General features: G+C 57.5%; 21 protein-coding genes. 10 read left to right on the top strand and 11 right to left on the bottom strand.

Annotated elements, in window-relative coordinates; all coding sequences use genetic code 11:
- Nucleotides 1-292: 292 nt before the first annotated feature.
- Nucleotides 293-2989, bottom strand: a complete 2697-nt coding sequence (locus tag OHL21_RS06115) for an ABC transporter permease (RefSeq protein WP_263416365.1) — start codon at nt 2987-2989, stop codon at nt 293-295.
- 9 nt (nt 2990-2998) lie between these two features.
- Nucleotides 2999-3361 carry a PadR family transcriptional regulator gene (locus tag OHL21_RS06120; protein WP_263416366.1) on the bottom strand — a complete coding sequence of 121 codons (363 nt, stop codon included), beginning with the start codon at nt 3359-3361 and terminating at the stop codon, nt 2999-3001.
- Between the two features lie 166 nt (nt 3362-3527).
- On the opposite strand from OHL21_RS06120, the gene OHL21_RS24460 reads away from it, so the two are divergent.
- The 6 genes from OHL21_RS24460 (at nt 3528) to OHL21_RS06150 (ending at nt 11086) form a co-directional block, all read left to right on the top strand.
- Nucleotides 3528-3920, top strand: a complete 393-nt coding sequence (locus OHL21_RS24460; protein WP_399257519.1) for an ester cyclase — start codon at nt 3528-3530, stop codon at nt 3918-3920.
- A gap of 319 nt (nt 3921-4239) precedes the next feature.
- The gene (locus tag OHL21_RS06130; protein ID WP_263416368.1) at nt 4240-4362 is read left to right on the top strand and encodes a hypothetical protein; all 123 of its coding nucleotides are present in this window, start codon (nt 4240-4242) and stop codon (nt 4360-4362) included.
- Entirely contained in the window at nt 4362-6998 is a 2637-nt protein-coding gene (locus OHL21_RS06135) for an ABC transporter permease (RefSeq protein WP_263416369.1), read from the top strand. Before OHL21_RS06130 ends, OHL21_RS06135 begins: the two co-directional genes overlap by 1 nt.
- Nucleotides 6999-7194: 196 nt before the next feature.
- On the top strand, nt 7195-9627 hold the full coding sequence (locus tag OHL21_RS06140) for an ADOP family duplicated permease (protein ID WP_263416370.1): 2433 nt from the start codon (nt 7195-7197) through the stop codon (nt 9625-9627).
- A gap of 621 nt (nt 9628-10248) precedes the next feature.
- Nucleotides 10249-10599 (top strand): ArsR/SmtB family transcription factor, encoded by a 351-nt coding sequence (locus OHL21_RS06145; RefSeq protein WP_263416371.1) that lies wholly within the window; start codon nt 10249-10251, stop codon nt 10597-10599.
- Nucleotides 10577-11086 (top strand): SRPBCC domain-containing protein, encoded by a 510-nt coding sequence (locus OHL21_RS06150; RefSeq protein WP_263416372.1) that lies wholly within the window; start codon nt 10577-10579, stop codon nt 11084-11086. Before OHL21_RS06145 ends, OHL21_RS06150 begins: the two co-directional genes overlap by 23 nt.
- A 342-nt stretch (nt 11087-11428) precedes the next feature.
- Here OHL21_RS06150 and OHL21_RS06155 read toward each other — a convergent pair whose 3' ends face one another.
- Nucleotides 11429-11860 carry a recombinase family protein gene (locus OHL21_RS06155; protein ID WP_263416373.1) on the bottom strand — a complete coding sequence of 144 codons (432 nt, stop codon included), beginning with the start codon at nt 11858-11860 and terminating at the stop codon, nt 11429-11431.
- 296 nt (nt 11861-12156) lie between these two features.
- Here OHL21_RS06155 and OHL21_RS06160 point away from each other — a divergent pair, with 296 nt between their 5' ends.
- Nucleotides 12157-14580, top strand: coding sequence for an ABC transporter permease (locus tag OHL21_RS06160; protein ID WP_263416374.1), 2424 nt, complete (start codon nt 12157-12159; stop codon nt 14578-14580).
- A gap of 193 nt (nt 14581-14773) precedes the next feature.
- Here the strand turns inward: OHL21_RS06160 and OHL21_RS06165 are convergent, their stop codons facing one another.
- The 6 genes from OHL21_RS06165 to OHL21_RS06190 all read right to left on the bottom strand — a co-directional run bounded on the left by OHL21_RS06165 (nt 14774) and on the right by OHL21_RS06190 (nt 21492).
- The gene (locus OHL21_RS06165) at nt 14774-15553 is read right to left on the bottom strand and encodes an SGNH/GDSL hydrolase family protein (RefSeq protein ID WP_263416375.1); all 780 of its coding nucleotides are present in this window, start codon (nt 15551-15553) and stop codon (nt 14774-14776) included.
- A 153-nt stretch (nt 15554-15706) separates the two neighbouring features.
- Nucleotides 15707-16390, bottom strand: coding sequence for a hypothetical protein (locus OHL21_RS06170; RefSeq protein ID WP_263416376.1), 684 nt, complete (start codon nt 16388-16390; stop codon nt 15707-15709).
- Nucleotides 16391-16541: 151 nt separating this feature from the next.
- On the bottom strand, nt 16542-17048 hold the full coding sequence (locus tag OHL21_RS06175) for a DinB family protein (RefSeq protein WP_263416377.1): 507 nt from the start codon (nt 17046-17048) through the stop codon (nt 16542-16544).
- A gap of 80 nt (nt 17049-17128) precedes the next feature.
- Entirely contained in the window at nt 17129-18040 is a 912-nt protein-coding gene (locus OHL21_RS06180; protein WP_263416378.1) for an RNA polymerase sigma factor, read from the bottom strand.
- 486 nt (nt 18041-18526) lie between these two features.
- Nucleotides 18527-21178: an ABC transporter permease gene (locus OHL21_RS06185; protein WP_263416379.1), complete on the bottom strand. Its 2652-nt coding sequence runs from the start codon at nt 21176-21178 to the stop codon at nt 18527-18529.
- A gap of 2 nt (nt 21179-21180) precedes the next feature.
- Nucleotides 21181-21492 carry a PadR family transcriptional regulator gene (locus tag OHL21_RS06190; protein WP_399257530.1) on the bottom strand — a complete coding sequence of 104 codons (312 nt, stop codon included), beginning with the start codon at nt 21490-21492 and terminating at the stop codon, nt 21181-21183.
- A 289-nt stretch (nt 21493-21781) separates the two neighbouring features.
- Between OHL21_RS06190 and OHL21_RS06195 the strand changes: the two genes are divergently transcribed.
- Nucleotides 21782-22204: a VOC family protein gene (locus tag OHL21_RS06195; protein WP_263416381.1), complete on the top strand. Its 423-nt coding sequence runs from the start codon at nt 21782-21784 to the stop codon at nt 22202-22204.
- A 216-nt stretch (nt 22205-22420) separates the two neighbouring features.
- Complete coding sequence (locus OHL21_RS06200) at nt 22421-23182, top strand: IPT/TIG domain-containing protein (protein WP_263416382.1); 762 nt, start codon at nt 22421-22423, stop codon at nt 23180-23182.
- On the opposite strand, the gene OHL21_RS06205 is transcribed toward OHL21_RS06200, so the two are convergent.
- Nucleotides 23168-23767: an IS630 family transposase gene (locus OHL21_RS06205; protein WP_263416383.1), complete on the bottom strand. Its 600-nt coding sequence runs from the start codon at nt 23765-23767 to the stop codon at nt 23168-23170. The genes OHL21_RS06200 and OHL21_RS06205 overlap by 15 nt on opposite strands.
- On the bottom strand, nt 23719-24201 hold the full coding sequence (locus OHL21_RS06210) for an IS630 family transposase (protein ID WP_263416384.1): 483 nt from the start codon (nt 24199-24201) through the stop codon (nt 23719-23721). The genes OHL21_RS06205 and OHL21_RS06210 overlap by 49 nt, the downstream gene beginning before the upstream one ends.
- A 147-nt stretch (nt 24202-24348) precedes the next feature.
- On the opposite strand from OHL21_RS06210, the gene OHL21_RS06215 reads away from it, so the two are divergent.
- Nucleotides 24349-25431: a hypothetical protein gene (locus OHL21_RS06215; protein WP_263416385.1), complete on the top strand. Its 1083-nt coding sequence runs from the start codon at nt 24349-24351 to the stop codon at nt 25429-25431.
- Nucleotides 25432-25913: the final 482 nt, after the last annotated feature.

A 25913-nucleotide genomic window follows, 5' to 3' on the forward strand; every position in this document is an offset into this window, starting at 1 on the left:
TGAATACACGAACACGCCGTGGGAGGAATGTTCGAATCCGGTATCGACAAATTCGATTGATCTAACACTGGTGGGAGCCGTGGGCTTCAGCCCACGGTCATTCGGTCTTAGAGGAAATGGGCTTTAGCCCTGGGCCTTTCTCTTGGTCAAATAAAGTGCCCAGGGCTGAAGCCCACTTACTTTGCGCTGTTATCAGCGGGCTGAAGCCCGCTTCTCCCACCCATCACCGATTTATCCAGCCGCCTACAAAATTTGGTGAACTGCTTTCAACGAGGTCGGTTGCCCCTTTGGCTTACTCGACTCTTAGCGCATCCACGGGATTGACGGCAGCCACGCGAGAGGCCGGTAGAAAACTTGCGAGCGCGGCGGCCAGGATGAGGATGAGCGGCACGATTACGAAGCTCACTGGATCAAGAGGGCTGATCCCAAACAGCAGTGTTCTCATCAGCCGTGCGACGGCCGCAGCGGCTCCGAGGCCCAGGACGACTCCGATCCCGGTGAGTACTAAGGCTGGCCGGACGAACATCCAGCGGAGCTCGTTCTTGCGGGCGCCGAGCGCAAGGCGGATACCGATCTCGCGGGTGCGCTGTGAGACGGCGTAGGAGATGACGCCGTAGATCCCGACAATGCCGAGCGCGAGCACCATCGCTGCGGCGATTCCCAGCATTACGAGTGTGAATGAGGTGCGGGCCAGGGATTTGCCATAGATCTCCTGCATGGTCTGCATGGAGGCCAGGGGCAGATTCGCATTGACCGACCACACGGCTTGCTGCATTTCGCTAAGCAGGCCGGCGGTTCCGGCGCGGTCGGTGCGGATCGCAAAGGTCACGACGCGCGAAGGCATAATCGGCGGCTGCGGATTGTATGGATTCTTCAGCATGGCCGGCCAGTAGACCGTTGCCGGGGCATTTTCATCGACACCCAGGGTATGCACATCTTCGGCGACGCCGATCACTTCCTGCCACGGCATGCTGGAGAATTCCCGAACCTGCTTACCGATGGCCGCCTGTGCGGAGCCCCATGATTCGCGGGCGAAGTTTTCTGAGACGATGACGTTGGGCCGGAGGCTGTAGATGTCAGCCCAGGTGAAGTCGCGTCCAGCGACGAGACGCGTGCCCATCGTGTGGAAGAAGCCGGGTGAGATGTAGTTGAAGAAGCGGATTGGAGGCTCGGTCCCGCCGTAGTCCTTTCCTTTCAGGTAGAGGGTATCCCAGTTGGGCTGGTTGCCATCCATGGGCACGGCGCCGGCAAAGCCGGCGGAGGTGACGCCAGGGATGCCGGATAGTTTGTCGACGATCTCGTTCTCGATGCGCGTGACCATCTCGGGGCTGGCGATCAGTTGATCCGGAACCCATGTGCTTGCGGTCTGTATATGCGGGGCGTCGGCGAAGCCAGGATCGACATTGTGCAACGCGGCGAAAGTGCGGACCATGAGCAGAGCGCACACCAGCAGCACGAGGGCCATCGCCACCTGAGTGACCACCAGCACGTTGCGTGCGCGATAGCGTTCGCGACTGATGCTGGTGGTGCGCCCGGAGCCGTCGAGCAGCGCAGATCTCCGGCGGAAGGCGTATTTCCATGCGGGGAGCGAGCCGAAGAGGAGTCCGGAGAACAGCGAAATCGCGAAGGTAAATACGACGGAACGTGCGTCGAGAGATATCTCGCTGAGGCGCGGCAGATTGGCCGGACCGATGGAGACGAGCAGGCGCAGGGCCGCGGCGGCGACGCCAACGCCGAGCACACCGCCGATCAGTCCGAGCACGACGCTTTCCAGTAACAGCTCGCGGGCGATGCGGGCGCGTCCGGCGCCGAGTGCGGCGCGTATGGAGATCTCCTGATGGCGAGATTCGGCGCGTACCAGCAGCAGATTGGTGATGTTCATGCAAACGATCAGCATGACGACCGCGATGGTGGCCATGACGACCCAGAGCATTTTGCCCACGTCGCCGATGACCTGGCGCTTGAGGAGAGTGAAGTTCGGCGTAATCTTCCACTTCTCGTACCAGTGCGGATTGGTGCCGGGCCCGTTGGACCACGAGTCCATCCATAAGGGAAGAAGACGAGCGATGTCGGCGTTGGCCTGATCGATTTGGATTCCTGGTTTGAGCCGGCCGATTCCGTTGCAGCAGAAAGGCGCGAGTTTGAGCTGGCTGCGATCGAGTGCGAGTGGGATCAGGAGATCGAAATCCTGATCGACCATGTGGAAGCCGCGCGGCATGACGCCGACAATGGTTCTGGTCTGGGCATCGATCTGGATGGCGCGGCCGATGACGCCGCGGTCTCCGCCAAAGCGACGTTGCCAGTAGCCGTAGCTCAGCATGACCGTTTTGGAGCCGTGGGGATCCTGATCCGCAGCCGAAAACCAGCGGCCCAGCAGAGGTGGAACTTCGAGCGTCTGCAGCACACCGTCGCTGACCTGGGCTGTGTGCACCCACTCGGGTTGTTCGACGCCGGTGACGTTGGAAGCACTCGGAGACCATAATCCGATCGACTGAAAGGTTCGGTTATGCTCGGCGAAGGTCAGATACATGGATGGAGAGACTGCCAGTCCGCTGGAGAAACTGGCAAGCCCGCCTGCGCCCGGCGCATCAAGGCGCAGCGCGATGAGCTTGTTGGAGTCTGGATAGGGCAGCGCCTTGAGCAGCACGCTATTGATGACACTGAAGACCGCGGTGTTGGCGCCGATGCCGATGGCGAGCGTGAGAAGAACGGTCGCGGCAAAGCCCGGAGCTCTGCGCAGGCGCCGCAGGGTGAGCTTGAGATCGGCAAAGATGGATTCGAGCGTGGACCATTGCCAGACTCCGCGGCTGCGTTCCTCCAGAAGAGTCACGTTGCCGAAAGCCCGCAGAGCCACTCGCCGCGCTTCAGGGCGCGAGAGATTTTCGAGACGCATGATCTGCTCGATCTTCTCTTCGATGTGCTCGCGGATCTCTTCGGAGAGTTCATCGTAAAGGCGCCGACGACGGAAGATTCGCTCGAACCAGCTCATCGCAGCCTCCTAGGAAATGGCGTTGCGCTTCTGGGGGCCGAGTACCATCTGGATGCCTTCCAGCATGCGATCGAAGCTGGAGATCTCGCGCTCCAGGTGAAGCAGACCGCTCTTGGTGATCTGGTAGACGCGCACGCGACGGTTGGTGGAAGGCGATACCGTCCACTCCGCCTTGACGAGCTTACCTTTCAGCAGGCGCTGTAGGGCAGGGTACAACGAGCCCTCTTCGACCTGAAGCAGGTTGTTCGAGCGCTGCTGGATGTGCTGAACCAGAGCGTATCCGTGCGCGGGCTGGCGGCGGAGAGATTCCAGGATCATCATCTCCAGTGCGCCGGGAAAGAGATCGCGGGCTGTATTCTTACTATTTTCCATAAGGCCTTGTTACAGCAAGCCTAGAGTAAAACAGTAATGAGGGGAAGTCAAATACCCAGAGATACGAGATGCGGATCCTCTGGGTACACCTGCAGTGAAAATGATCTAGCCGGATACTTAGCATATCGTTCACTACCAACACCGCATCTCATTGGCTGGAGGCCGCATGGATCTGTCGAGTAGGTACGAAGAGTACATCCGCTGCTTAAACCAACGAGAACTGTCACGCCTGAGTTCATACGTAGGAAATGACGTCGTACACAACGGGAAGCAGCTCGGTCTGGCCGGCTATCAAGCGATGCTTGCTGCCAATTATGAGGAGATTCCGGATCTTCACTTCCACGTAGACCTTTTGGTCATCCAACCTCCCTTTGTCGCCGCCATTCTTCACTTCGATTGTCATCCAACGGCCAGGTTTCTGGGCATCGAGATCAATGGCCGTCACGTGATTTTCAATGAGAATGTTTTTTACCGATATAGTGAGGGCAAGATTCAGGAAGTGCGTTCCGTTATTGACAAACAGCGTATTGAAGACATGATCCACCAGCGTTGTGAGTAACGAGAAGCGCGCTTTTCTGAAGCTCGCAAAATATCCCATTGACGGGCCGATGATGCCTAGGGCGTATCGAAAATTCAGTTGATCTGACACAGGATGACTGAACTGGTGGGAGCAGCGGGGTCCCCAACAGCTTTGCTGGATGGGTGTTCAGCGGGCGTCAGCCCTCTGATAAAGGCGTAACAATCTGGGCCCTGACAATACCGATTGCCGGCTTCCGCAGTTTGCCGGCCGCAAGCCGGCTTCACGGACACACGAGTTTTCCCATAGAAGTTCGAGTGGTGTATGATTCCTTCCCATAGAACTTCGAGTGGAGGAGCCGATGCACCATAGCAGCGAGCCTCAGAACGAGATGCTCAAGGGCATCCTCGATATGTGGATGCTGCGGACTCTCGTCCGGAGTAATACGCACAAGGACGCGATCGCCAAAGAAGGAGATGTGTAATGAGCTGGCTGAGATTCCTACATCGCAAGCGCTCCGATGCCGAGTTGCAGGACGAGATCGAGGCTTTTCTGACGGAAGAGGCGGCCGAGAATGAGGCCCGCGGCATGTCACCGGCAGAAGCCCGACGCAGGGCCCGGTTGAAGTTCGGCAATGCGCAAAAGGTGCGCGAGTCGCTATGGAGGCAGAACACGCCCCAACGATTGACCGCTATCGCTCGCGACGTAAGATATGCCTTTCGCACATTGCGCCGCACGCCGGGATTTTCGTTCATTGCGATTGTGGTCATGGCCTTGTGCCTGGGCGCTGCCACGTCGCTTTTCACCGTTGTGCGTTCGGTGTTGCTGAGGCCGCTGCCTTTTCGCGAGCCCGCGCGGCTGGTGATGGTGTACGAACACTTCCGGGGAGGGGAGCTCAGCTACCATCCGGTTGCGCCGGCCGACTTCTACGACTGGCGCTCGAAGACCCAGGGCTTTGAAGACATGGCAATCATGCGTTCCGCCGGGTACAACCTCACTGGTGTGGGCAACGAATTGCCGGAGTCGGTCTACGCAGAGGCAGGTTCCTCGAACCTGTTTTCACTGCTGGGAGTGCAGCCGGCATTGGGCCGGAACTTTGCGGACGCGGACGATCATCGCGGCAGCACCGTCGTAATGTTGACCTGGAGCGTGTTCGAGAGGCGGTTTGCAGGCGACGCGAAGATTGTGGGCAACCAGATTCACCTTGACGGCAAACCGTATACAGTAGCCGGCGTGTTGCCTTCGTGGTTCACGTATCCCGATGCCAGAATTCAATTGTGGGTTCCCTACAAGGCCGATGCCAGCGCTGAGATGCTTCAGCATCACGACTGGCATGGGAGCCAGGTGGTGGCAAGGCTCCGCCCCGATGTAAGCCTGGCCAACGCAATCGCGCAGGTCGGCGCCATACAGTACCAGAATCATCTGCAGTATCCACACGATCCGGTGGCTGAAGAGGTGGTTTCGCGCTCGCTGAATGAGGATCTCGCCGGAGATGTGAAGAAGCCGCTGACGTTGATGCTCTCCGCAGTTGGCTGCATGCTGCTGATCGGCTGCCTCAATGTTGCCAACCTGCTGGTGGCGCGGGGCGCGGCACGGCAGAAGGAGGTGGCGATCCGAAGCGCTCTCGGCGCGCAGCGGGCCACCCTGATTCGCGAGCAGATGGCCGAGAGTCTTTTGATTTGCGCAGCCGGCGGCATCAGCGGGATTCTGCTGTCATTGGGAGCTACCGGGTGGCTGGCAAAGACGTGGAAGGACCTGCCCACCGCGCAGAGCATTCACATCGATGGCGCGGTGATTGCGTTTGCCGGCGCGCTCCTGTTCGCCGCGGCGCTGATTGCAGGCTTGCTGCCCGCGCTTTCCACCACAGGTAAGTCGATGCTGACGGCCCTGCAAACCTCGGTCCGGACCGGGTCGAGCAGTGTTTCGCGCACCGTGCTCAGAAAGTCGCTGCTTACGGCGGAGATTGGCATCACCGTGGTGCTGCTGGTGGCCGCCGGGCTGCTGCTCAAAAGTTTTATGCAATTGCGCGCTGCTGATGTCGGCTGCGTCGTAGACAACATGCTCACCTTGCAATACAACCTGCCCGGCAAGAAGTACGACACGCCTGAGAAACAAAACGCCTTCAACGAAGCGCTGCTGGCGCGAGTGAGAGCGATGCCGGGAGTTCGCGGCGCTGCCTTGGGAACCACGGTTCCGGGAACAGGATACTGGGGTACTGACGAATTCACGGTGAAGGAGCATCCTCCGCTTAATGCGGGCGAGCACCTGCCCGACGCGATGACACGCTGGGCCGATCCAGGCTACTTCAGCGCGCTCGGAATTCCGCTGGTGAGCGGACGATTCTTTACCAGCGACGAACGTGGCGCGCGCTCGTACAAGGTGATTGTGAGCCGTCAGCTCGTTCAGCAATATTTCGCAGGCGAAGATCCCATCGGAAAACATTTGCATATTCCAGGGCGCGCTCACGATGGAGCGCCGAACCTGGTGGATTGGGAGATTGTCGGCGTCGTCGGCGACATCCTGTACCAGGTCGGCAAGGCGCCGAAGGCAACAGTGTATTTCCCCATCCTTGAGGGCCGGGGCGGTGCGACACTCGCGGTTCACACGGCAACCGATGCATTGCAATTCTCGGTGCCGCTGCAAAAGCAGATTGCGTCGCTCGATCCGGAACTTCCGGTCTCAGATGTGCTTACCATGAACCAGATCATTGGCGCGTCCCTGGTGAATGCGAGCCTGAGCGCAACCCTTGTGCTGACGTTTGCTGTTCTATCGCTGATTCTTGCTTCGGTGGGATTGTACGGTGTGCTTTCGTACCTTGCTACGCAGCGAACCTCGGAACTGGGAATCCGCATGGCGCTCGGCGCGCAACGAGATCAGCTCCTGCAGTTGATGCTGATGGATGGCTTGCGGCCGGCGCTGTTCGGGCTCGGACTTGGTCTGTTGATGAGCTTCGTGGCGACACGCATCTTCCAGTCGATGCTCTTCGAAACGAAGCCTCTCGATCCGGCGGTTCTCTGCGGCGTGATTGCGACGCTGCTGGCGGTTGCGGTTCTGGCCTGCCTGGCTCCCGCATGGCGTGCTTCCCGGTTAGATCCAATGAAGGCGCTCCGAACGGAGTAGAGCGGTTCCCATAGGCTGCTCTATAGAGATTCGTCGTCCACATCCGGACGCCACTGCCCGTCTCCGGGCACTCCCGCCAAGCTGCACTGGCAATTTGCGCTGAATTTGCAGGAGTTAGCGCGTTTTCGAGTTGGCATTCGAATTGCCTTTCCTCCTCTTAGACAACGAGCGCCCCAGGAAGCTGGAGTAAGAGCCCATGTTCACGCTGTTTCACGATTTCTCCTTTGCTCGCAGGCAGATCACCAGGCACTATACCTATGCCCTTACCGCAATTCTCTCGATGGCACTTGGTATCGGGGCTACCACGGCCGTTTACAGCGTGCTTTATGGGGTTTTGATCGACCCCTATCCCTACCGTGACGCTGATCGCATTGCGTTTGTCACCGTCCAGAACAAGCAGGGCTTTGGCAGAGACATTCCCTTAACGCTTTCGGAGCTCTACCAACTGCGTCAGGCCAGATCGGTGGAAGACGCATTCGCGCAGAACGACGCCAGCATGGTCGCGACGGACGGCGATATTCCGCAGTCGGTCAAGGTGCTGGAGATGACAGGCAATGGGCTTCAATTCCTGGGGGCACCACCGGTAATGGGCCGGATCTTTACTGCTTCTGAAGCGCCGGCAGGTGTAGCGCCTCCCCAGGTGGCGGTCATCAGTTATCTGTTCTGGAAGAGCCACTTCGCATCGAATCCAAACGTGATCGGGAAGGATCTCGATCTCAATCACCGGAAGTACACCATCGTCGGGGTGGTTGGCCCACGCTTTACCTGGCACGACTCCGACGTGTATGTACCCATGCCGGCCGGGATCGATCCGAAGAGCCGCTTTCAAACGCTGATACGACTTCAGTCAGGTATCTCGACCGCTGCGGCGGGCGGGGAACTGGCCGGCTTCGTACAGCAGGTCAGTCGCACGGAACCAACACTCCTGCCGCGTGATGGCTATCGCCTCAAGGTGGATACCCTGAACGATTGGATCCTCGGACAATTCAAAGGCACGCTTTTTGTGCTGTTCGTTGCAGTCGCACTGCTGCTTCTCATTGGCTGCGGCAACGTCTCCATCTTGATGCTCGCCCGTGGAACCGCCCGTTCGCAAGAGATCGCAACCCGGGTTGCTCTCGGCGCGTCTCGCCGCCGCATCATGCAGCAACTGCTCACGGAGGCAGTCATCCTGTCGGTTGCGGGCGGAGTGCTGGGCGTGGTTTTCGCGCATCTCTCGATACGCTTGATCACTGGTTTGATTCCGGAGTATTCCATTCCGCATGAAGTCGTCATCACGCTGAATACGCCGGTTCTTCTGTTCAGCACCGCCGTTTCGATCGCTATCGGAATCCTGGCTGGTATCTCTCCGGCATTGCAGTTTTCGAATCCCCACATCAGTCAAATCATCCAGTCGGCGGGCTCGCGCAGCACGGCTTCTCATGGCGCCCGGACGCGGTCCGTGCTTATTGTTGGACAGACGGCACTCACCGTTCTCATGCTCGCCGGCGCAGGCGCCGCCATGCGCAACTTCCTGCAGGCCTACGCCGCGCAGCTTGGTTTCGACCCACATCAGGTCCTCACGCTTCGAGTCAATTTGCCGGACAACTCGTTCCCGGGGTGGCAGGAACGGGTGAATTACTACGATGCGGTGATTGAAAAGATCAAAACCACCCCCGAAGTCACGGCCGCCTCAGTCTCTGCAGTAGGCATTCCACCGGACAGCAACTGGGTCCAGCCCGTACAGATCGTGGGAAGTGCACCCGACCCAAGTCGCACAACCGGGGTGAATCTGATCGACTCCGATTACTTCGCAGTACTTCATATCCCGCTGCTCGAGGGACGAGTTTTGACGCGCGAAGAAGTTCTTCACGGCGCGCATCTGGCGGTGATCAGCAAGACCTTTGCCCAGCATTACTTCCCTGGCTCCGATCCCATCGGGAAACAGATCATCCCTGAGCAACTTTCGCGCGTCCCGCGCAATCTGTTGCAGGCACCCAACATCAGCCAGCCCTTCCAGGTAGTCGGCGTCGTCGGCGACGTGCGCAACGCGGGATTGCATCGGCCCATTCTCCCTCAGGCCTATATCCCTTCTTCTATTCTCGTCGGTCAGGGTGCAAGTATTCTGATTCGCACCACTGCTAATAATCCCGCCACGCTGCTTCATGCCATCAGCGCCAATATCCGCACGCTCAATCAAAACCAGGCCGTCAGCTTTGTCTACTCGATGGATGAGTATCTTTCCACGTTCGTCTGGTCACACGAACGCTTCATTGCGGCTCTCTTCTCGGTGTTTTCGGCCATTGCACTGGCCCTGGCTGCTATCGGCCTGGCGAGCGTTGTCGCGTACTCTGTCGAGCAGCGAACCCGCGAGATCGGGATTCGTTCGGCCCTGGGCGCACCGCGATTGAGCGTTTTATTGCTCACGATGACCTCAACAGCTCGCACCACAGGGGTTGGGCTCGTTCTTGGCATTCTGCTCAGCATCGGGCTGAGCGATGCCGTGCATCGCTGGACCCAGAGCAGTTTGCGCGATGTTTCGGTGCTCGCCGTTATCGCGGGGATTTTCTTGTTTGCTTCGGCCATCGCTTGTATATTGCCGGCACGGCGAGCAATCCTTATTGATCCGGTACGCGCGTTGAGGGACAACTAGAGCATTTTCCCTGTAGGTCTAGAACAAGGTTTCGTACAGTGAGGCAAATATCGGTACAGAGAATCAAGCGCTGAAGGCGCGTTCTATACCAGCCTGGGGCAACGCCCCAGGGTTTGTCGCCCCCAGACGTTAAAGGGCTGAAGGCCCGCCCTATAGAAAGGTCTTCAAGCCGGCCGTATCGTTTCGATACCAGCATTTTCTCTGTAGGTGTGGTGTAGGGCTTCCGCATCTATGGGCGTTTTCCGCAATGAAAACGCCGCTGCACGCCTCTTCCGGGATACCCAGCAACAGGGAAAATGCTCTAGGCGTACAGCGGTCTCAGGAACCGTTTCGTTTGTGACGATTAGGGATTATAGATCGGGCCTTCAGCCCTCTTACCGTTTTCTATCTCCGTACCTGGGGCGTTGCCCCAGGCTGGTATAGATCGCGCCTTCAGCGCTCAACACGTCTTTCTTGCTCAATAGAAATAGGGCTTAAAAGCAATTTCTCGCGATGCGTTTTACGACACAGCTGAAGCCGTGCCCTTAAGCAAGACATTCGCGCTACGCGCGAACCACCACTCCCGATCTCGATGTTTGAAATTCACATTGACATCAGCAGAAAATCCACTACCATTCGGTTGTGGATCGATTGGGCACAACATTTGCGGCTTTGTCTGATCCGACCCGTCGGGCGATGGTCGAGCGGCTCTCGCATGGGCCTGCCTCGGTGCATCGATTGACGGAGCCTTTTGCCCTCTCGCAGCAGATGATTTCAAAACATATTGCCTATCTGGTGCGGGCCCGGATTGTGATCAAGACAAAGCGTGGCCGAGAGAGTATTTGCACGCTCAGACCGGAAGCGATCAAGACTGTCAGCGACTGGGCGATGAGCTATCGCCAATTCTGGGAAGAGAGTTTCGACAAGCTGGAAGTCGTGGTGAATGAAATGAAGAAAGCGGAGGTGAAGGATGCCAGAAGGCACGGTAAATGAGACAGAGCGGCTGGTTGTAACCAGAGTTTTTGATGCTCCGCGCGAATTGGTTTGGAAAGCGTGGACAAATCCGGAATATGTGATGAAGTGGTGGGGCCCGAAGGGTTTCACTTGTCCTGTATGCAAAATGGATTTTCGCGTGGGCGGAAAATTTCTCTACTGCATGAAATCGCCGGATGGGCAGGAGTTCTGGAACGGTGGTGAGTACCATGAGATTGTTCCGTACGAGAAGATCGTTTCCTCGATGTACTTTTCCGACCCGGATGGAAACAGGGTCGAGCCTGAGCAGTTGGGAATCAAGCATGAGGTCATCGAGGATGCGCACGATGTGATCCTTTTCGAAGATCTTGGAAACGGCCGGACGAAAGTCACCTTCATCGGCAATGAAACCATGCAGGATGCAATGGAGAGCGGTCAGCTGGAGGGCATGAAGCAGATACTCGATAAAGCTGCTGCAGTGGTTGCGGAGTTGGCGCAGGCGAAGTAAGAGGCTCGCTGATCGTCACGTGCGAAATTCACGAATGCAAAAGCCTCCGCAGCCAGTCCGAGACGGCTGCGGAGGTTTGGACACTGAGCGGCTAGAGCAGTTTCCTGTAGGTGTGGTTTCCGCAGATTGGAAGAGCCCGAACTATAGATCGGGCCTTCAGCCCTCGATTATCTTTCCGGACATCAAACCTGGGGCGTTGCTCCAGGCTGGTATGGAGCGCGCCTTCAGCGCTTGAAGGAGTGGCAGTCCTACGTACGAGCTGCTCCACAACGATGAGGAACGAGGGTTCGCGCGTACGCGAAATGTTTGCTTAACGGCACGGCTTCAGCCTTGCCGAAATAGCTACTTGTGTCGTGTATGCAAACTCTTCCACTGGTCTCCTGCAAAGAGCCTGGGTCCGACCTCAATCAGTCTTGGCATCATCTTATGTAGGCTCACTCGGTCCCACGGAGCATTGGCCCGGGTTCGCAGGCCTCTTTCATTGAGGGCGCTGACGATCTGGGAGTAGGAAAAGTCCTGGCCCAGCAGGTCCATCATCTGCATCAAAACCGAGTTCTCGTAGGGATCGATCTCCAGACGCAGGCCATCGTCGGAAAGCCGGAGACCATAAGGAATCTCTTCCATGTGTTCCGGTTCATGAGGTGTTTCCGACTCCGGAAGTTCTCGACGCCACTCGATCGAAACCAACTGCCATCCGGCCTTCTGACGTTCCGTGATGAGAGTCGGGCTGAAGGGGCCGGAGATTCTGTCCTTGACTCGTTCAAAGTAAGGCATGGGTTTCCTCCCGCCTGTGGACTTGCACTCGCCACGCCAAAGAATTTCGCTTCATAATCAAGCGTTTGATGCGCGATCGCCTTTGCAAGCTGTTCACCGTTGGACGGAGCTGTCCGCATTCGGACAAAATTTCCGAAATTCCGCTAACTCAGGATCGAGGCGTTCGTCTTGAAAGACAGCGAGAATCTCCGCGCAACTGCATAAAAGCAACCGGCAAACGATCGGAATCGAATATTCTGCTCACGATACGGTTGCCATGGTTTACGTGATCTGAAGCTTCAATCGCGAGGTCGTGCATGTCCAATCTCTTGCGCAATCTGCAGTATTCCGCGCGCGCACTCTGGAAGAATCCCAGTCTCACCCTCACAATTCTCTTCACATTGGCCCTTGGCATCGGCGCTAACACCGCCATCTTCACCGTAGACTACGCCACCCTGCTTGCGCCGCTGCCTTACCCTGACCCCGATCAGCTCGTTGTTGTCTGGTCGAAGATTCAGACCTTTCACAACGGAATCTCCGCCGGCGACTTCACGGACTGGAAGCGGCAGAACTCAAGCTTTCAGGATATTAACGCCTTCACCGGCGGCTCCTTCAACATCGCCAGTAAAGACCAGCCAGAAAACATCGACGGAAGACAGGTTACCGCGGGCTATTACAAGATGCTTGGCCGTCCGTTCTTCCTGGGCCGCGATTTTCTGCCGGAGGAGGGGACTGACGGTAAGAACCACGTGGTGATTCTCACCCACAAGCTCTGGTCTCACCTTGGCAGTAACAAAAAGATCATCGGCCAGTCGATGCGCATTAATGGCGAGCCCTACACCGTGGTTGGCGTCCTCTCTCCCGGTCTCGACGATAGGGCGGAATCTCAATTGACTGTCCCCCTCGTCTTCAAGCCCGAACAACTCAACCACGATTTTCATTGGCTTCTCTCGATCGCCCGCCTCAAACCGGGTGTCACCATCCAGCAGGCGCGGGCCGATATGGATGCGGTCGCGACCCACATCGCCGAGGCAAATCCCAAGAGCAACAAAGGCTGGGGTGTTTTCGTCGAACCCCTGAAAAACGACTTCCTGCCCAGCGAACGCAAGCAGACGCTCTGGCTTCTGCTCGGCGCCGTCGCCTTCATCCTGCTCATCGCCTGCGTCAACGTCGCAAACCTGCTGCTCGCCCGCGGCCTCGCACGACAGAAGGAGTTAGCCGTTCGTTCTGCTCTTGGAGCAAGCCGAAGAACCATCTTCGAGCAACTGATCACGGAAAGTCTGTTGCTTGCCATTACCGGAGGACTTCTCGGCATCGGCGTTGGTTACGCCATGCTCCAGGGTCTGGTGGCTATGATGCCTCGCGGCACATTGCCGACTGAGGCCGATCTCCATCTCAATCTTCCTGTGCTGCTCTTTGCTCTCGCCCTCACCACACTCGCAGGTCTTCTCTTTGGCAGCGCTCCGGCGTGGTATGCCTCGCGAGTCGATCCTGGCGAGACGCTGAAAGAAGGCAATCGCACGGGGGTAGGGTCTGGACGCCATCGTCTAAGGCAATCACTCGTCATCGGGGAGTTCGCCCTCGCTCTCTCCCTGCTGGCGGGCGCAGGCCTCGCGATCCACAGCTTCCTCAACCTTCTTCGAGTGGACCTTGGCCTAAGCACCGACCACGTCCTCACGTTCTTTCTGCCCGTTCCCGACTCGCGCCCCAAAGACCCAGAGAAGATCATCGCGTACTACAAACAGATTCTCGCCAGTGTCAGTGCGGTCCCGGGAGTGACCTCCGTCTCCGCGATGACCGGTCTTCCTCTCTTCGGCGCGGGCTTTGGTATGCCGTTCACGATTGTCGGTAAGCCCGCCTTCAACGACCCCTCCATGCGCCCCAACACCGGCTTTGGTATGGTTACGCCCGACTTCTTCAAGACCTTTGGTATTCGCATGGTCAACGGCCGCTCCTTTACCGATCAGGATGCCGGCTCCAGCGTGAAGGTCGCTGTCGTCAACGAGGACTTCGTGAAGAAATACTTCCAGGGCGTCGATCCGCTGCAGCAGCGTGTCTCGGTCGAGCAGCTCATTCCCGGCGTCACCAAGCTCGGTCCGCCGCAGGAGTGGCAGATCGTCGGCGTGTATCACACCGTGCATAGCCGGGAGTCGAGCACTCCTCGCCCTGAGATGCGTATCCCCTTCTGGCAGATTCCCTGGTCCAACGCAGGTATTGGCGTTCGCACCGTCAACGATCCGGCCACCATGGTGAAAAGTATTGCCGCGGCGGTTCACTCGGTCGACCCGGAGATCGCACTTGCGCAACCCCGCTCTATGGAGGAGATTCGTGGCCTGGTCCTCTCCAACGACCGTTTCACGCTGGTGCTCTTTGTCTGCTTTGCCACGGTGGCGCTTCTGCTTGCCGCACTCGGCGCCTATGGCGTGATGTCCTTCTCGGTGACGCAGCGTTCCCAGGAGATCGCGCTTCGCATGGCGCTCGGCGCCAACCGCGGCCGCGTCGTCGCTCTCGTGATTCGCGAAGGCTTAGTGCTTGCCTCAGTCGGCCTCACGGTAGGCCTCGTGGGAGCCTACTTCGTTGGCCGAGGCATGCAGAGTACGCTCTACGGGATTGGCAAGCTCGACCTCTCTGTCCTGGCCTCGGTCGCCATTGTGTTACTTGTCACCGCGGTCACAGCCTGCCTCATTCCCGCACGGCGCGCTGCGTCGGTCGAACCGATGCAGGCCCTTAGAGCGGAGTAGAAATAATGCGAGGTTTGCCGGAAATCTTCGACTTGCAACGATAAACGCTACAGGCAGTGAAACACCTGATGTGTATCTCGGCAGCGAAGTATTTAGTACCGAGATACGCGTTTCCTAAATATGCGGTGGAAACTTCTCGCCATGAGTGCATTGGCTTGAACGCGACGTTGAGAAACGCCGCGGCTTCGGATGCTCAGACAGGATTTTCTTCGGCGCTCTTACCGGTATTCTCAAGAAACGTCTGCACAAGACCGGCAAGGAGCAACCCACCGCGGCCATTCAGGTGGATCCCGTCGGTATGAAACTCCCAGCCATTTAATCTGCAAATATCATCAGGACTTTTCCCGAGCACCAGCGCACGAAATGCATCACGATAAAACGCGAAAAAACGGAATTCCGTGAAAGAACGCCGTCGTGAATTGTTCATCTGCGTGCTGAATGCTTCGTAGACATTGATATAGCCGATATCCTGTTCTGTCGCGACTTCTCGGATGATTGTGCTGAGTTTCTCGACTTGCACATTGATTTCGTGTTGGAACGGGTTCGTCGAATCCAAATCTTCGCCGATCGGTGGCAGGGAGCAGAGCGCGAGATCCGCGGAGGTATCTTGTTTTAATCGCCGAACAATTTTTTGAAGATTGATACGGAACCATTCAGGAGATGGATCTTGCGGTAGTTTCTTTGCAAAGCGATAGAACCTTCTCACCTTAGCCGATACGATGCCCAAGACATCATTCGCGCCGATGAGAATCACGACCTTTTGAGGATTCGATTCGATTACTTGGGAAAGCCGTTGAAGGGCATTGTAGGCTAAGTCGCCTCCAACCCCAAAATTGCGCAGTGCAAACTCTTCCTGTCCCAGCCTGTCCTGTAGAACCTTGATCCAGTCGAAGGCCTGGCCCTTGCCTGCGGTGGTACTCGAACCGAGGCACGCCACAACAAACGGATGTCCTTGCGCTGCATATCGCGGCATCTTATCCAATCTTTTCGCGCGCCGTATCGCGCAGGTTAGAGATGGACACATTTACGGATCATCGCCAAATGAGTTCAACTCTATGTTTTCGGCCATCGGACATATTTCACTCGCTGAATGCTTAGAAAGCATGCTCCGGTGGCTGGCCACATGCTATCTCCCCTGGGCCTTTACGGCCAGCCTGTCGTCCACCGGGATAACACCCACGGCAAACGGCGTGCCCTCGTCGTCTCCAATAGATGGGAGAGGGTTTTGGGGGTGTTTGGTGCCAAGCAGGGTCTCGTAGCCGGGAAGATACACCATGATGTGCGGGTGCCAATGACCCGTCGGTCCAAGCACTTGTTCCGCTGACCACATGTAGGCAAAACATACTGCTGGACGCTTGGGGATCTCGCCTTTGGCGTAAGCCGTTTGTACACCCTCCGCAATTTGCTCGGCTGTCTTGCCTTCCAATCCTAGCTTTGTCCGAAGTTCGTAGTAAGGGAGGACGGTTCGCGCGGCGAGTGGGTCGAGGCAAATTGGAGCCCGCGTTTTCGCGTCGTAATTGATGTAGTCCCGGACTTGGGCCGGAGTGTACATCGGGGCTCCGGTGAACCCGCGCATGACCATGCACACGAAGCCGTTGTCTCCCTTGTGTACGGTTTGAAATCCGGACTCGGTGAAGACCTTTATGGTCGCGTGATCGGAAACTGACTCCGGAGCCGCGCTCTTTGCCAGAGCGATTTCAGCGTCGCGCGCCATCATGTATTCGCGGAGGGGAGGGTATTTGGGATTCTGCGCCAACACGGGAAGGCCAGCCAACGTTGCGAATAAAAGAATCACTGGAAACTTGTTCATTTCAGAACCTCCTCGATCAAATTATTTTTAGATCTGCGACTACGGCCATCGGCCGTCGCAGGATACCTACGCAGGATTGATATGCAGGGATTCGCGGGAGACCAGCTCAGATCGTTGTCCAGGCTCGTCAGCTGCTCCCTGACCAGCGGGTTCAGGATGTCTGTAGGACGACGGCCGTCCGGCCGGCGGCACGTCGCGCGTCAGTCAGGTTGCCGCGGTGCATCGCCTGGTGCAGGGCCAGCACAAGGAAGCTCTGTCCGAACGTAGCGAACTCTCGCTCCCGTCCCTTGGGAGGCGCCTTCGCCGGCTTGTCGAAGTCAGCCTCGGTCATTGATTCGAGAATCTTGAGGTTCCGTTCGCGCAGTTCAACATATTTTTCTCGTACCTGCGCGAAGGGTGGATAGGCAGAGGGATCGGCGATGGCTTCCGAGCTTTCGCCAAAGTACTGTTGCCACTCTGCCACGGGATTTTCTTCTGCGAAGAGGGCTGCCGGAATCATGCCTTCAACCAGCGTGAGGTGACCCAGGACCCAGAGCGGATGGCACCCGCCATTCTGCGTTGGAAACGTTGTTGCGGCGTCGCTCATCTCGTCGATTACATCCAGCACCGCTCGGTCCGAAATGCTGAGAGCAAATTGAATAGCATCTTTCATGCGCATGTTTCGTTCTCCTTGAACTGCCCCTCTGCTCTGTATTACGGCTCCAGGGCGGTTCGGGATACGGAGTCCTGCTACATTCCTCAGTGGGGCAGGCGGATGACAACGGAGGTCGCCGCTGGGAGAACCCACGCGCAATGCGCGTAATCCACGATACGCACGATATGCTGATCCGTCACATCGAGACGAGCGACCGAAGCAGGCCTCCACTCGTCGCCGTGTTTATGCAGCGTGACGATTCCCAACTGGCCGTCCACTTCTGCCACTGACAGCCGCCACGGCACTAGCTGGCGTTCATAGTTCTTGAAATATGGCGCTCTTTCGACGAGACCGGCAAATCGATCGACAACCCGCAGTTGCGCGTCGGCGCTGATTAATTCACGCAATCCATCCCAATCGCGCTGATTAAAGCGGTCAACGTAGAGACGCAAAAGTCGCGATAAATCCGGATTTGGTTCCCGACGTGAATTCACTGGTTCAGGCAAGGCAGCCAATTTCGATCGGCCCCGGTTGAGGGCGGCCTTGACGCCTCCCACGGTGGAGCTGAGAAGTTCTGCGATCTCCTCAAGCGTGTAGTCGAAAACATCCTTGAGCAACACGCATGCGCGTTCCTTGGGGGGCAGACTTATCACTAACCGTTCAACCGCCCGGCCGATACCCAGAACAGGGGAAGTGGGAGGCATTATGAAATCCGGGGTCATGGCAGCAGTTTCTGCCTCAACCCGGACACCACGCCTACGCAAGAAGTCGATGCATCGATTGTGGGCAATCTTGAATAGCCATGGAGCAAGAGGACGATTCTCGTCGTACTGATCCAACTTTCGATACGCCTCAAATAGCGCTTCTTGAACAACATCCTCTCCATCCATTACCGATCCGGTCATCCGTGAACAGTACCGATGCAGACGAGGCCGGACTTGCGTGATGGTCTCAAGGAACGCTAAATAGCGTGCATCGAAGGGACCTTGGACTTCCATGTCGCGCGTATGATCCATATTTATCTCTACGCAGCTGATCGCCTTTGGGATACGGCCGGAGTTTCAGCTTACGACATCGGCCCTTGGAGCGGCTCGCAACGACCCTTGCAGAAGAACTGTGTGAACGCAGTGACAAGCAAAACCATGGCGACGGAGGCGAGGACAGAGAGGCCGAGCTTGCCAATCCCCGTAGAGCGTACTCTGCATGCCTCGACCGACGAAGTAGGCTCCGACGATGCCTACCCACCCCGTTCCCGCACGTATGGAAGGCGATAAAGCGAAACGGGCCCACTTTGAAGCGTCCGGATCGATCAGCAGGAAGGTCTTCTGGCCGGAACCGATAGTACAGGCACTGAGATCATCGGTCAGCCACTCATGACGCTCGAGGAGTTCATCCTCGTAAACAGAAGCGCCTTGAGCCAGCTGGAAGCGCGGGCCACCTGCAACGTGTCCGCGCTTTTCCGGATTCATCTCTGGGCTATGGCAGAGAGACTTCACGGTCAACTAATCTGCGCGGAGCATGATGGATGGATCAATGCGCGCGGCACGTAGCACGGCTGGAATTGCGGCAAGCAGGGCTGCGGCGAAAAGGACGAGTGTCGGTACGATCAGCATGGATGGGGCGGCTCCTTCCAATCCGAAGAGCAGTGCCTGGACGTAGCGGACTGAGGTGATGCCGCATGCGATACCGGCAGCGGCGCCAATCAATACGGTGACGAAGATTGGTGCAGTGACCAGCCTGACGATGCTTCCGATACGCGCACCCACCGCGATGCGGATACCGATCTCGCGCTCGCGCTGGAGCACCGAGTAGCTCAACACGCCATACAGCCCGATGGCGGCGAGTAAGAGGGCGACGATTGCGAAGAACAGGGCCAGCAACGCCAGAAGACGTTCGCGGATACTCTGGTTGTCGACAAGTTCCTGCTGGGTTCGCACGTTGTTGACGCGGTAAGCGGGATTGGTCTTCGCGACCAGGCGGCGCGATGTGGCGGCGAGAGAAATAGGGTTGATGCCGGAGGTGCGGACGACGAAGGCGCCTCCGTCAGCCGGATTGAGCGTGCCGTCTTCATTGATCTTATGGAAGGGCACGTAGGCGACAGGGCGGAGGGGTTCGTGCAGGTTGCCGTAAGTTGCGTCGGAAACGACGCCGACCACACGGCAGAGTTGGCGCGAGCCCAAGGGATTTACTTTTTCAAAGGTCCGGCCGATGGGATTGACGCCGTTGAAGAAGATTTTGACAAAGCTCTGGTTGACGATGGCTTCGCCGGGAAACGTGTCTGCGGAGTTGAAGTCACGGCCATCGATGAGCTGTATCCTCATGGTGTTCAGCCAGCCGGGTGAGATGGAGAGGAAGTAGCCCCAGGTGTCTGTGGGCGGAGCAGCGTTGACGGAGATGGAACCGGTCCAGCCGCCTGAGAGAAGGGGCCAGCTCGAGATAGCCACATCCTTGACTCCGGGAACTGTGCGAAGGGTGTCGGCCATCTGCGACCATGCTTCGGGCGATTGGCCGTGCGGTGTGGTGGTTTCGATGAGCAACAGGTTTTGGGCATCGAAGCCGAGCCGCTGTTTGGAAAGATTGCGGTAGGTGACGAGGAAGAGCCCTGCGAAAAAGAGGACGACGAAGCAGAAGGCGACTTGCGCGGCGATGAGTGCATACATCGAGCGATCTTTAGTACGCGGTTCTTCGCCGCCTTTCAGTGCAATGACAGGTTGAATGGCAGAGGCGCGCAGGGCCGGGGCGAGACCGAAGAGAAGTGTGACGGCGAGAGTGAGCAGCGAGCCGAACGCGAGCACGCGCCAGTCTGCCGGAAGGATGAGGTGCGCTGGGTTGTCCGGCGGGTTAATGCGGCTGACGACAAAAGGCGCGGCCCACCAGGCGAAGATTGCTCCGAGCACGGCAGAGAAGAACGCGAGCATGGCATTCTGAACCAGGACGAGTTGCATCAGGCGTGAGCGGCCGGCTCCGATGGAAACACGGAGAGCCATTTCGCGCGCACGCGATGCGGCCTGGGCGGTCATGAGATTTGCCACGTTGGCGCAGGCGATCAGGAGCACAAGCGCCACGAGAACGCCCAGCCAGACCAGCGCCTCGCGATAGTCGCCCTGCAGGCGGGAGACACCGGCGGCTGCCGGCTCGATCACCATCTTCTTCTGCAGAGACATTTCGATGTTATGTCGCGACATCCCGACGAAGCCCCTGGCGCGCTCGGTCTCGTAATTGAGACTAACAGCGTCGAGTTTTGCACGGAGCGGTTCATGGGGCACACCGGGAGCGATGACGGCGAGGACGCGGACCCAGCTTATGTCGGTGCGCGCGACGTCGGGGTCCATCATTGCAGGCAGGAAGATGTCGGTGAGGATACCGGGTTCGGTACCGGTGAAGGACTTGGGGCCGACGCCGATGATCTGGAACATATTGCCGCCGATGCGAACGGTGCGGCCGACGACCTGGGGATCGTTGGCGAAACGGCGAGACCAATAGTTGTAGGAAATGACGGCAATGGGATGTGCACCTGGAGTGATATCATCCTCGGCGGTGAAAAGACGGCCGAGCGTAGGTCTAAGAGCGAACGTCGGGAACATCGTGCCGGAGACGTACTGCACGTAGCCCTTTTCCATCTCATTGTCGGTGGCGTAGGTAAGGTCCGTGCGATAGGTGAATGAAGCTGCGATGAGTTCGGCCTGGCCTTTGGCGGCAGCGCGCATACGAGCGAAGTTGGGATAGGCGAAGTCGTCGAAGCTACGGGGCACGCCGTGGTCATCAGGACCCTGCCGCACGAGAACGTTGAGCTGATCGGCGTGAGCTACATGCAGGGGGCGAAGGAAGAGCGCGTCGATAAGGCGAAAAGCGGAGGTGCATGCACCGATCGCGAGGGCTAGCGAAAGAATCGCAGTGGCGGTAGTGATTTTTCGCTTCAGCAGTTGGCGCCAGCCGAAGACGAGGTCGGCACGCAGATTGTAGAGCCGGCCGGCGATGCGGGCCTCCCGGCTTTGTTCGCGCAGGCGCAGCAGGGAACCGAAGCTCCGGCGTACTTCTGCAGGGTCTTCACCGGCGGCGATTGCTTCTTCCATGTGCGCGGCGAACTCCTCGTCGATTTCTCGATTCAGACGATCGCTGCGGAATGCGTAGGCAATGCGCGACCATAAGGACATCGTTAGGCCTCCTGCAGGACACGATTGATGGCAGAGCTGACGGTGTACCAGCGGGCGACCTCCGCGGCGAGCTGTTTCTTTCCGGCGGCGGTGAGCTGGTAAAGCCGCGTCCGGCGGCCGGCTTCTTTGGGAGCCCATTCGGCGCGGATCCATCCGGTCTCTTCCATGCGATGAAGCGCGGGATAGAGCGAACCGACCTCGGCGTTGAGAACGTCGCCGGACGTCTGCTTGATCGCCGTCATGATGGCATAACCGTGCAGCTTGGGCTGACGGGAGAGAACCTTCAGGATGAGAAGGTCAAGCGAACCTTGCATTGCGTCCGTCTTCTTCATAGTAAGACAGCTTAATACTAAGACGGCTTAGTAGTTGTCAAGTCGGTGTACCAGGCCTGAAGGCCTCTCTAGCATTGGAAAGCAGGTCCGTCACGAATCACCCAGCAAACCTGGTTCGCTGGGATGATTATTCGAGCTCAGCTCGGACCGGTGGGACCCGCGGGCTTCAGCCCGCGGTTTCCAACTCCTGCAGGACACGATCAATGGTGGAACTGACGACGTTGTTAGAACCAGACGAGATCTTTACACTCGACGCATGGCGCTCAAACGGATGGACAACGTAGGAATTGTGGTCGAAGACTTGGAAGGAACCATTGGTTTCTTTCAAGAGCTCGGACTCGAGCTCGAAGGTCGGGCTACGATCGAAGGCGAATGGGCAGGACGTGTCACCGGGCTCGGCGATCAGCGCGTCGATATCGCCATGATGCGCACGCCCGACGGTCACAGCCGTCTCGAACTCTCTCGCTTCCTCACGCCGCCTGTCATCACGGATCACCGCAACGCTCCGGTGAACTCTTTAGGTTATCTCCGCGTCATGTTCGCCGTGGATGACATCGACGACACGTTGGAAAAGCTTCGCAATCGCGGCGCGCAGCTCGTAGGTGAAGTCGTCCGGTATCAGGACGCATATCGACTCTGCTACATCCGCGGGCCTGAAGGGATTCTCATCGGGCTCGCCCAGGAACTGCACTAGAGCACATAGCGAAGGCAATCACGTCTTTCGGCACCCGCGTTTATCAGTACTAGCCGGAAGAACTTTCCGGTATCTCGGAATATTTTTCATCCTCGGATCGATGACGAAGCATAAGTTGCTCATATTGCGTAGATAAGGTCTCCGCTATTTTGCGGCCATCGAAATGCAAGCTGCTGCCCACGGTTCCCCTATTCTCCCCAGGAGCAGCTTGTAGAAATGCAGATCAGTCGCTTAGTCGCTCAGTGTCTTCGTGTGCTTACACTCGTCGCAGGTGCATTGATATCCTGCGCGGTGCCTGCGCTCGCCGCCGTGGTCGTAACCACTCCTACCAACGGCTCCACTGTTGGAACTTCATTCCCGGTCGTTGCAACTACAAACACAACGTGTTCCCAGGGCGTTGCTGCCGTCGGCATTTATGTTGACGACAAGCTACAGTGGAGCGCAAATGGAACTACCGTCAACACGACAATCACTCTTACTCCCGGTGCACACTACGTTGTCGTTCAGAACTGGGACTACTGTGGCGGAGCCACCAAAACAGGCTTGAACCTTAATGTCTCCGACAACTCAACGTTGCCTGGCAGTTCGTTGCCGGGTACGCCGCACATCAACTACACCGATCTCAATGTAGGTTCAGGCAGCGGCGGTGATAACGGAAATGGCGTATATGTCCGAATCTTCGGAAACAACTTCGGAGCTTCGCAGGGAACCAGCACGGCGACCCTTGGTGGACAACTCGTGACCGACTGCAGCCTGTGCTCGTGGTCAGACACCATGATCATCGCGCAACTTGGACCGTCAGCGAAGACAGGAAACATCGTAGTCAACGTAAACGGACTTCCCTCAAATGGCGTTCCATTCACCGTCACCCCGACCACCATCGTCTTTGTCTCCCCGAAGGGACTCGATACGAACAACGGCAGCTTCACGGCTCCCTTTATTGATTCCTGCATAAATAAAGTCCTATTTGAGGCGTAGAAGAAGAGGGCTGTGTTGCACGAAGGATCGTAGCAGTGTCTGTTTGTGCTGCAAGGATCTGGCGGCGTGTCGTGCTTCAACCGCCAAGTCGTCTATGTCGAAGAAGGCGCGGTTGGCGAGCGGATTCATCTTGGCCCAGGACCAGAGATACTCGACGGGGTTCAACTCAGGGGCATAGGGAGGGAAGAAGGAGGTCCACAGGCGTTCTGCGCCGGCAAGCCACTGACTGGTTTGCTTGGAACGGTGGGCATTGAGCCTGTCCCAGATCAAGCACCAGTTGACCTCCAACTCATGGTTGAGGGCACGCAGGAAGTTGATCACGCGTGTGGAATCGACATCTCCTCCAGGATAGAGACGGAAGTAGAGTCGAACCTCGTCACGCTCCGGCGAAACACATAGCGCAGCGATGGCAGAGACCTTCTTGTGATGCCGTCCGCGCTGATAGAGTACCGGTGTTTGGCCGCAAGGCGCCCAGCTGCGCCGCACCAGGGGAGCCAGCAAAAAGCCGCTCTCATCCAGAAAAACCAGCCAGGCTTTCAGCCGGCTCGCTTTTTTTTGAGAGCAGGCCAGTCCTGTTTTACCCATTGCTGGATCGCCTCCTCATCGCGTTCAACGGCTTTGCGGGCTGGCTTTTGTGGACTCCAGTGCATCCGATGCAGCAGGCGGCAAACATGATCGACATGGTAGTGAACCCCGAAGGTTCGCTCGATGTAGTCGGCTACCCGAGGACAAGTCCATAGGTCCGTTGGAAAACCAGCAGAGACAGCTCCTTTTAGCAGCTGCTTCTCCAGCTTCTGCTTTTCAGTCACAGTCAGACGCGGTGGCCTGCCGGTGGCTTGGGTCGCCCCTAACGCCTCACGGCCGCCTTCGGTCCACGCGCGCTTCCAACGCCGCACACTGCGCGGATCAACTCCCAGAACACGCGCTATTTCAGCTTGGGTAATGCCTTCTTCGATTAGAGTGATCGCGCGCTGACGCTTCCGCTCCAACTCCTCCGGACTGCCGACTGGACGCATCATGCCTCCTCGACTGCTCGGATAATATAATAGGACATTAGTTAAGCAGGAATCAATAAAACATGGAGGGCTGCATTCAATTCCGTAACATCGGGTGACTCTGCATCTCCTTCGCAAAATACCGTTATTTATCTTGAACCGGGAACCGACGTGACCTTCGACGATGGACGGAGCTACAAGGCGGCTATGTCGTTGGATCTTGGCGGCAGATCAGCCACAAGTCAGCTTTCCATCGTGGGCTACCCCGGTGGAACAGTGAATGTCGGCAGCACCAGCGTAGATAACGGGGTTAAGAGCTGGGGTAAATTCACGACGATCGCCAACCTTAATATCGTGGGCAAGAGTTCTGCGATCGATTCCGAGGTCGGCAATGTGCGTATCATCAACAACAGCCTCTCATGCCCGGCGCCTCCTTCCGGTATCGGCGGAACTGCGTGCGTTCTGGCCGAAACCACAAACCCCGCTGAGACCTGGGTGTTCCAGGGCAACAATGTGCATGACACCGGTGGCAAGGTAGACAAGACCTATCATGCTGTCTACTTCTCGTCTGGCGCCAATCACGCAGACGTGGGCTGGAACACCATTGGACAAAACTTCAAGGGGTATTGCCGCAGCCTCATGTTCCATGCCACGACCGGCAGCAATCAGTACGATCTTCATATCCATGACAACGTCATTACCGGCGGATACTGCGATGGAATCCAACTCGCATCGGTCAATCCATCACAGGGAACCGTTGAGGTTTACAACAACGTAGTAGCCCATGTCGCGATTGCCTCCAATCCTTACGGAGTCGCAAACGAGGCAGGCATCGCAATCAACTCAGATCCTGCCGGTTCAACAAGTGGAACGGTTCAGGTCTACAACAACACCGTCATGGATGCGGGCGGCTACACACTCGGCAATCAAAATGGATGCTTCGGTGTGATCTTCGCAGGCGCAGTCATCAACTTGACCAACAACATCTGCGTCCAGCCTTCTGCGGCGCAGCCATACATTCAATCAAAGAGCCAGGGAGTCACCGGGACGAATAACCTCTGGTCCGGAGCCGGAGCCGCTCCCGCATTCGATCCGCGACCGGTAACCAGCGCACCAAGCTTCGTCTCCACGACGAACTTCGCACTCCAATCCAGCTCCGCAGGTAAATCTGCCGGCGCCTCTTCCAAGGCGTCGCAGGTCGACATCGTCGGAGACCAACGCGGTAGCACTCCTTCCATGGGTGCTTATCAGTAAGGAAGTGCGGGCCGCCGCAAACAATCGGCGGCCCGATTTCCAAAACTACGTCTCATTCCGTCCTTGTTTTCAGGTATTGATAAGCGTTCCCGTCTTCGGTCCACGCGAAACTTTCCGCTAGAGCATTTTCGCTGTAGGTGTACCGCAGGGCTTCCACATCTATGGGCGTTTTCGCAATGAAAACGCTGCTGCACACCGCTTTCGGGATACACAGCAACAGGGAAAATGCTCTAATCCTCGCCTGTGTTTACTCCGCGGGCGTTCACCCCGGCAAGGCAAGCGCTGAAGGCGCGCTCTATACCAGCCTGGGGCAACGCCCCAGGTATCCGGCCCAGTACGAGATAAAGGGCTGAAGGCCAGCCGTTTCAAGGTGTTTGTATGAGCGGTTGAGGGGGAATCACTTTAGTTATGGTGGTTGTGTCTTTATTGTCTGAGTTGATGGGTTGGAGGTGTTTAGCCTACAGATTTCCGGGAGGAAGTTT

The sequence above is a fragment of the Terriglobus albidus genome, from assembly GCF_025685425.1.
In the GTDB taxonomy this organism is placed as follows: Bacteria; Acidobacteriota; Terriglobia; order Terriglobales; family Acidobacteriaceae; genus Terriglobus; species Terriglobus albidus.

Coding starts and splice junctions, on each gene's coding strand:
- OHL21_RS06115 (WP_263416365.1), bottom strand. CDS start 2,989: ATGAGCTGGTTCGAGCGAATCTTCCGTCGTCGGCGCCTTTACGATGAA.
- OHL21_RS06120 (WP_263416366.1), bottom strand. CDS start 3,361: ATGGAAAATAGTAAGAATACAGCCCGCGATCTCTTTCCCGGCGCACTG.
- OHL21_RS24460 (WP_399257519.1), top strand. CDS start 3,528: ATGGATCTGTCGAGTAGGTACGAAGAGTACATCCGCTGCTTAAACCAA.
- OHL21_RS06130 (WP_263416368.1), top strand. CDS start 4,240: ATGCACCATAGCAGCGAGCCTCAGAACGAGATGCTCAAGGGCATCCTC.
- OHL21_RS06135 (WP_263416369.1), top strand. CDS start 4,362: ATGAGCTGGCTGAGATTCCTACATCGCAAGCGCTCCGATGCCGAGTTG.
- OHL21_RS06140 (WP_263416370.1), top strand. CDS start 7,195: ATGTTCACGCTGTTTCACGATTTCTCCTTTGCTCGCAGGCAGATCACC.
- OHL21_RS06150 (WP_263416372.1), top strand. CDS start 10,577: ATGCCAGAAGGCACGGTAAATGAGACAGAGCGGCTGGTTGTAACCAGA.
- OHL21_RS06155 (WP_263416373.1), bottom strand. CDS start 11,860: ATGCCTTACTTTGAACGAGTCAAGGACAGAATCTCCGGCCCCTTCAGC.
- OHL21_RS06160 (WP_263416374.1), top strand. CDS start 12,157: ATGTCCAATCTCTTGCGCAATCTGCAGTATTCCGCGCGCGCACTCTGG.
- OHL21_RS06165 (WP_263416375.1), bottom strand. CDS start 15,553: ATGCCGCGATATGCAGCGCAAGGACATCCGTTTGTTGTGGCGTGCCTC.
- OHL21_RS06170 (WP_263416376.1), bottom strand. CDS start 16,390: ATGAACAAGTTTCCAGTGATTCTTTTATTCGCAACGTTGGCTGGCCTT.
- OHL21_RS06175 (WP_263416377.1), bottom strand. CDS start 17,048: ATGCGCATGAAAGATGCTATTCAATTTGCTCTCAGCATTTCGGACCGA.
- OHL21_RS06180 (WP_263416378.1), bottom strand. CDS start 18,040: ATGGATCATACGCGCGACATGGAAGTCCAAGGTCCCTTCGATGCACGC.
- OHL21_RS06185 (WP_263416379.1), bottom strand. CDS start 21,178: ATGTCCTTATGGTCGCGCATTGCCTACGCATTCCGCAGCGATCGTCTG.
- OHL21_RS06190 (WP_399257530.1), bottom strand. CDS start 21,492: ATGCAAGGTTCGCTTGACCTTCTCATCCTGAAGGTTCTCTCCCGTCAG.
- OHL21_RS06195 (WP_263416381.1), top strand. CDS start 21,782: ATGGACAACGTAGGAATTGTGGTCGAAGACTTGGAAGGAACCATTGGT.
- OHL21_RS06200 (WP_263416382.1), top strand. CDS start 22,421: ATGCAGATCAGTCGCTTAGTCGCTCAGTGTCTTCGTGTGCTTACACTC.
- OHL21_RS06205 (WP_263416383.1), bottom strand. CDS start 23,767: ATGGGTAAAACAGGACTGGCCTGCTCTCAAAAAAAAGCGAGCCGGCTG.
- OHL21_RS06210 (WP_263416384.1), bottom strand. CDS start 24,201: ATGATGCGTCCAGTCGGCAGTCCGGAGGAGTTGGAGCGGAAGCGTCAG.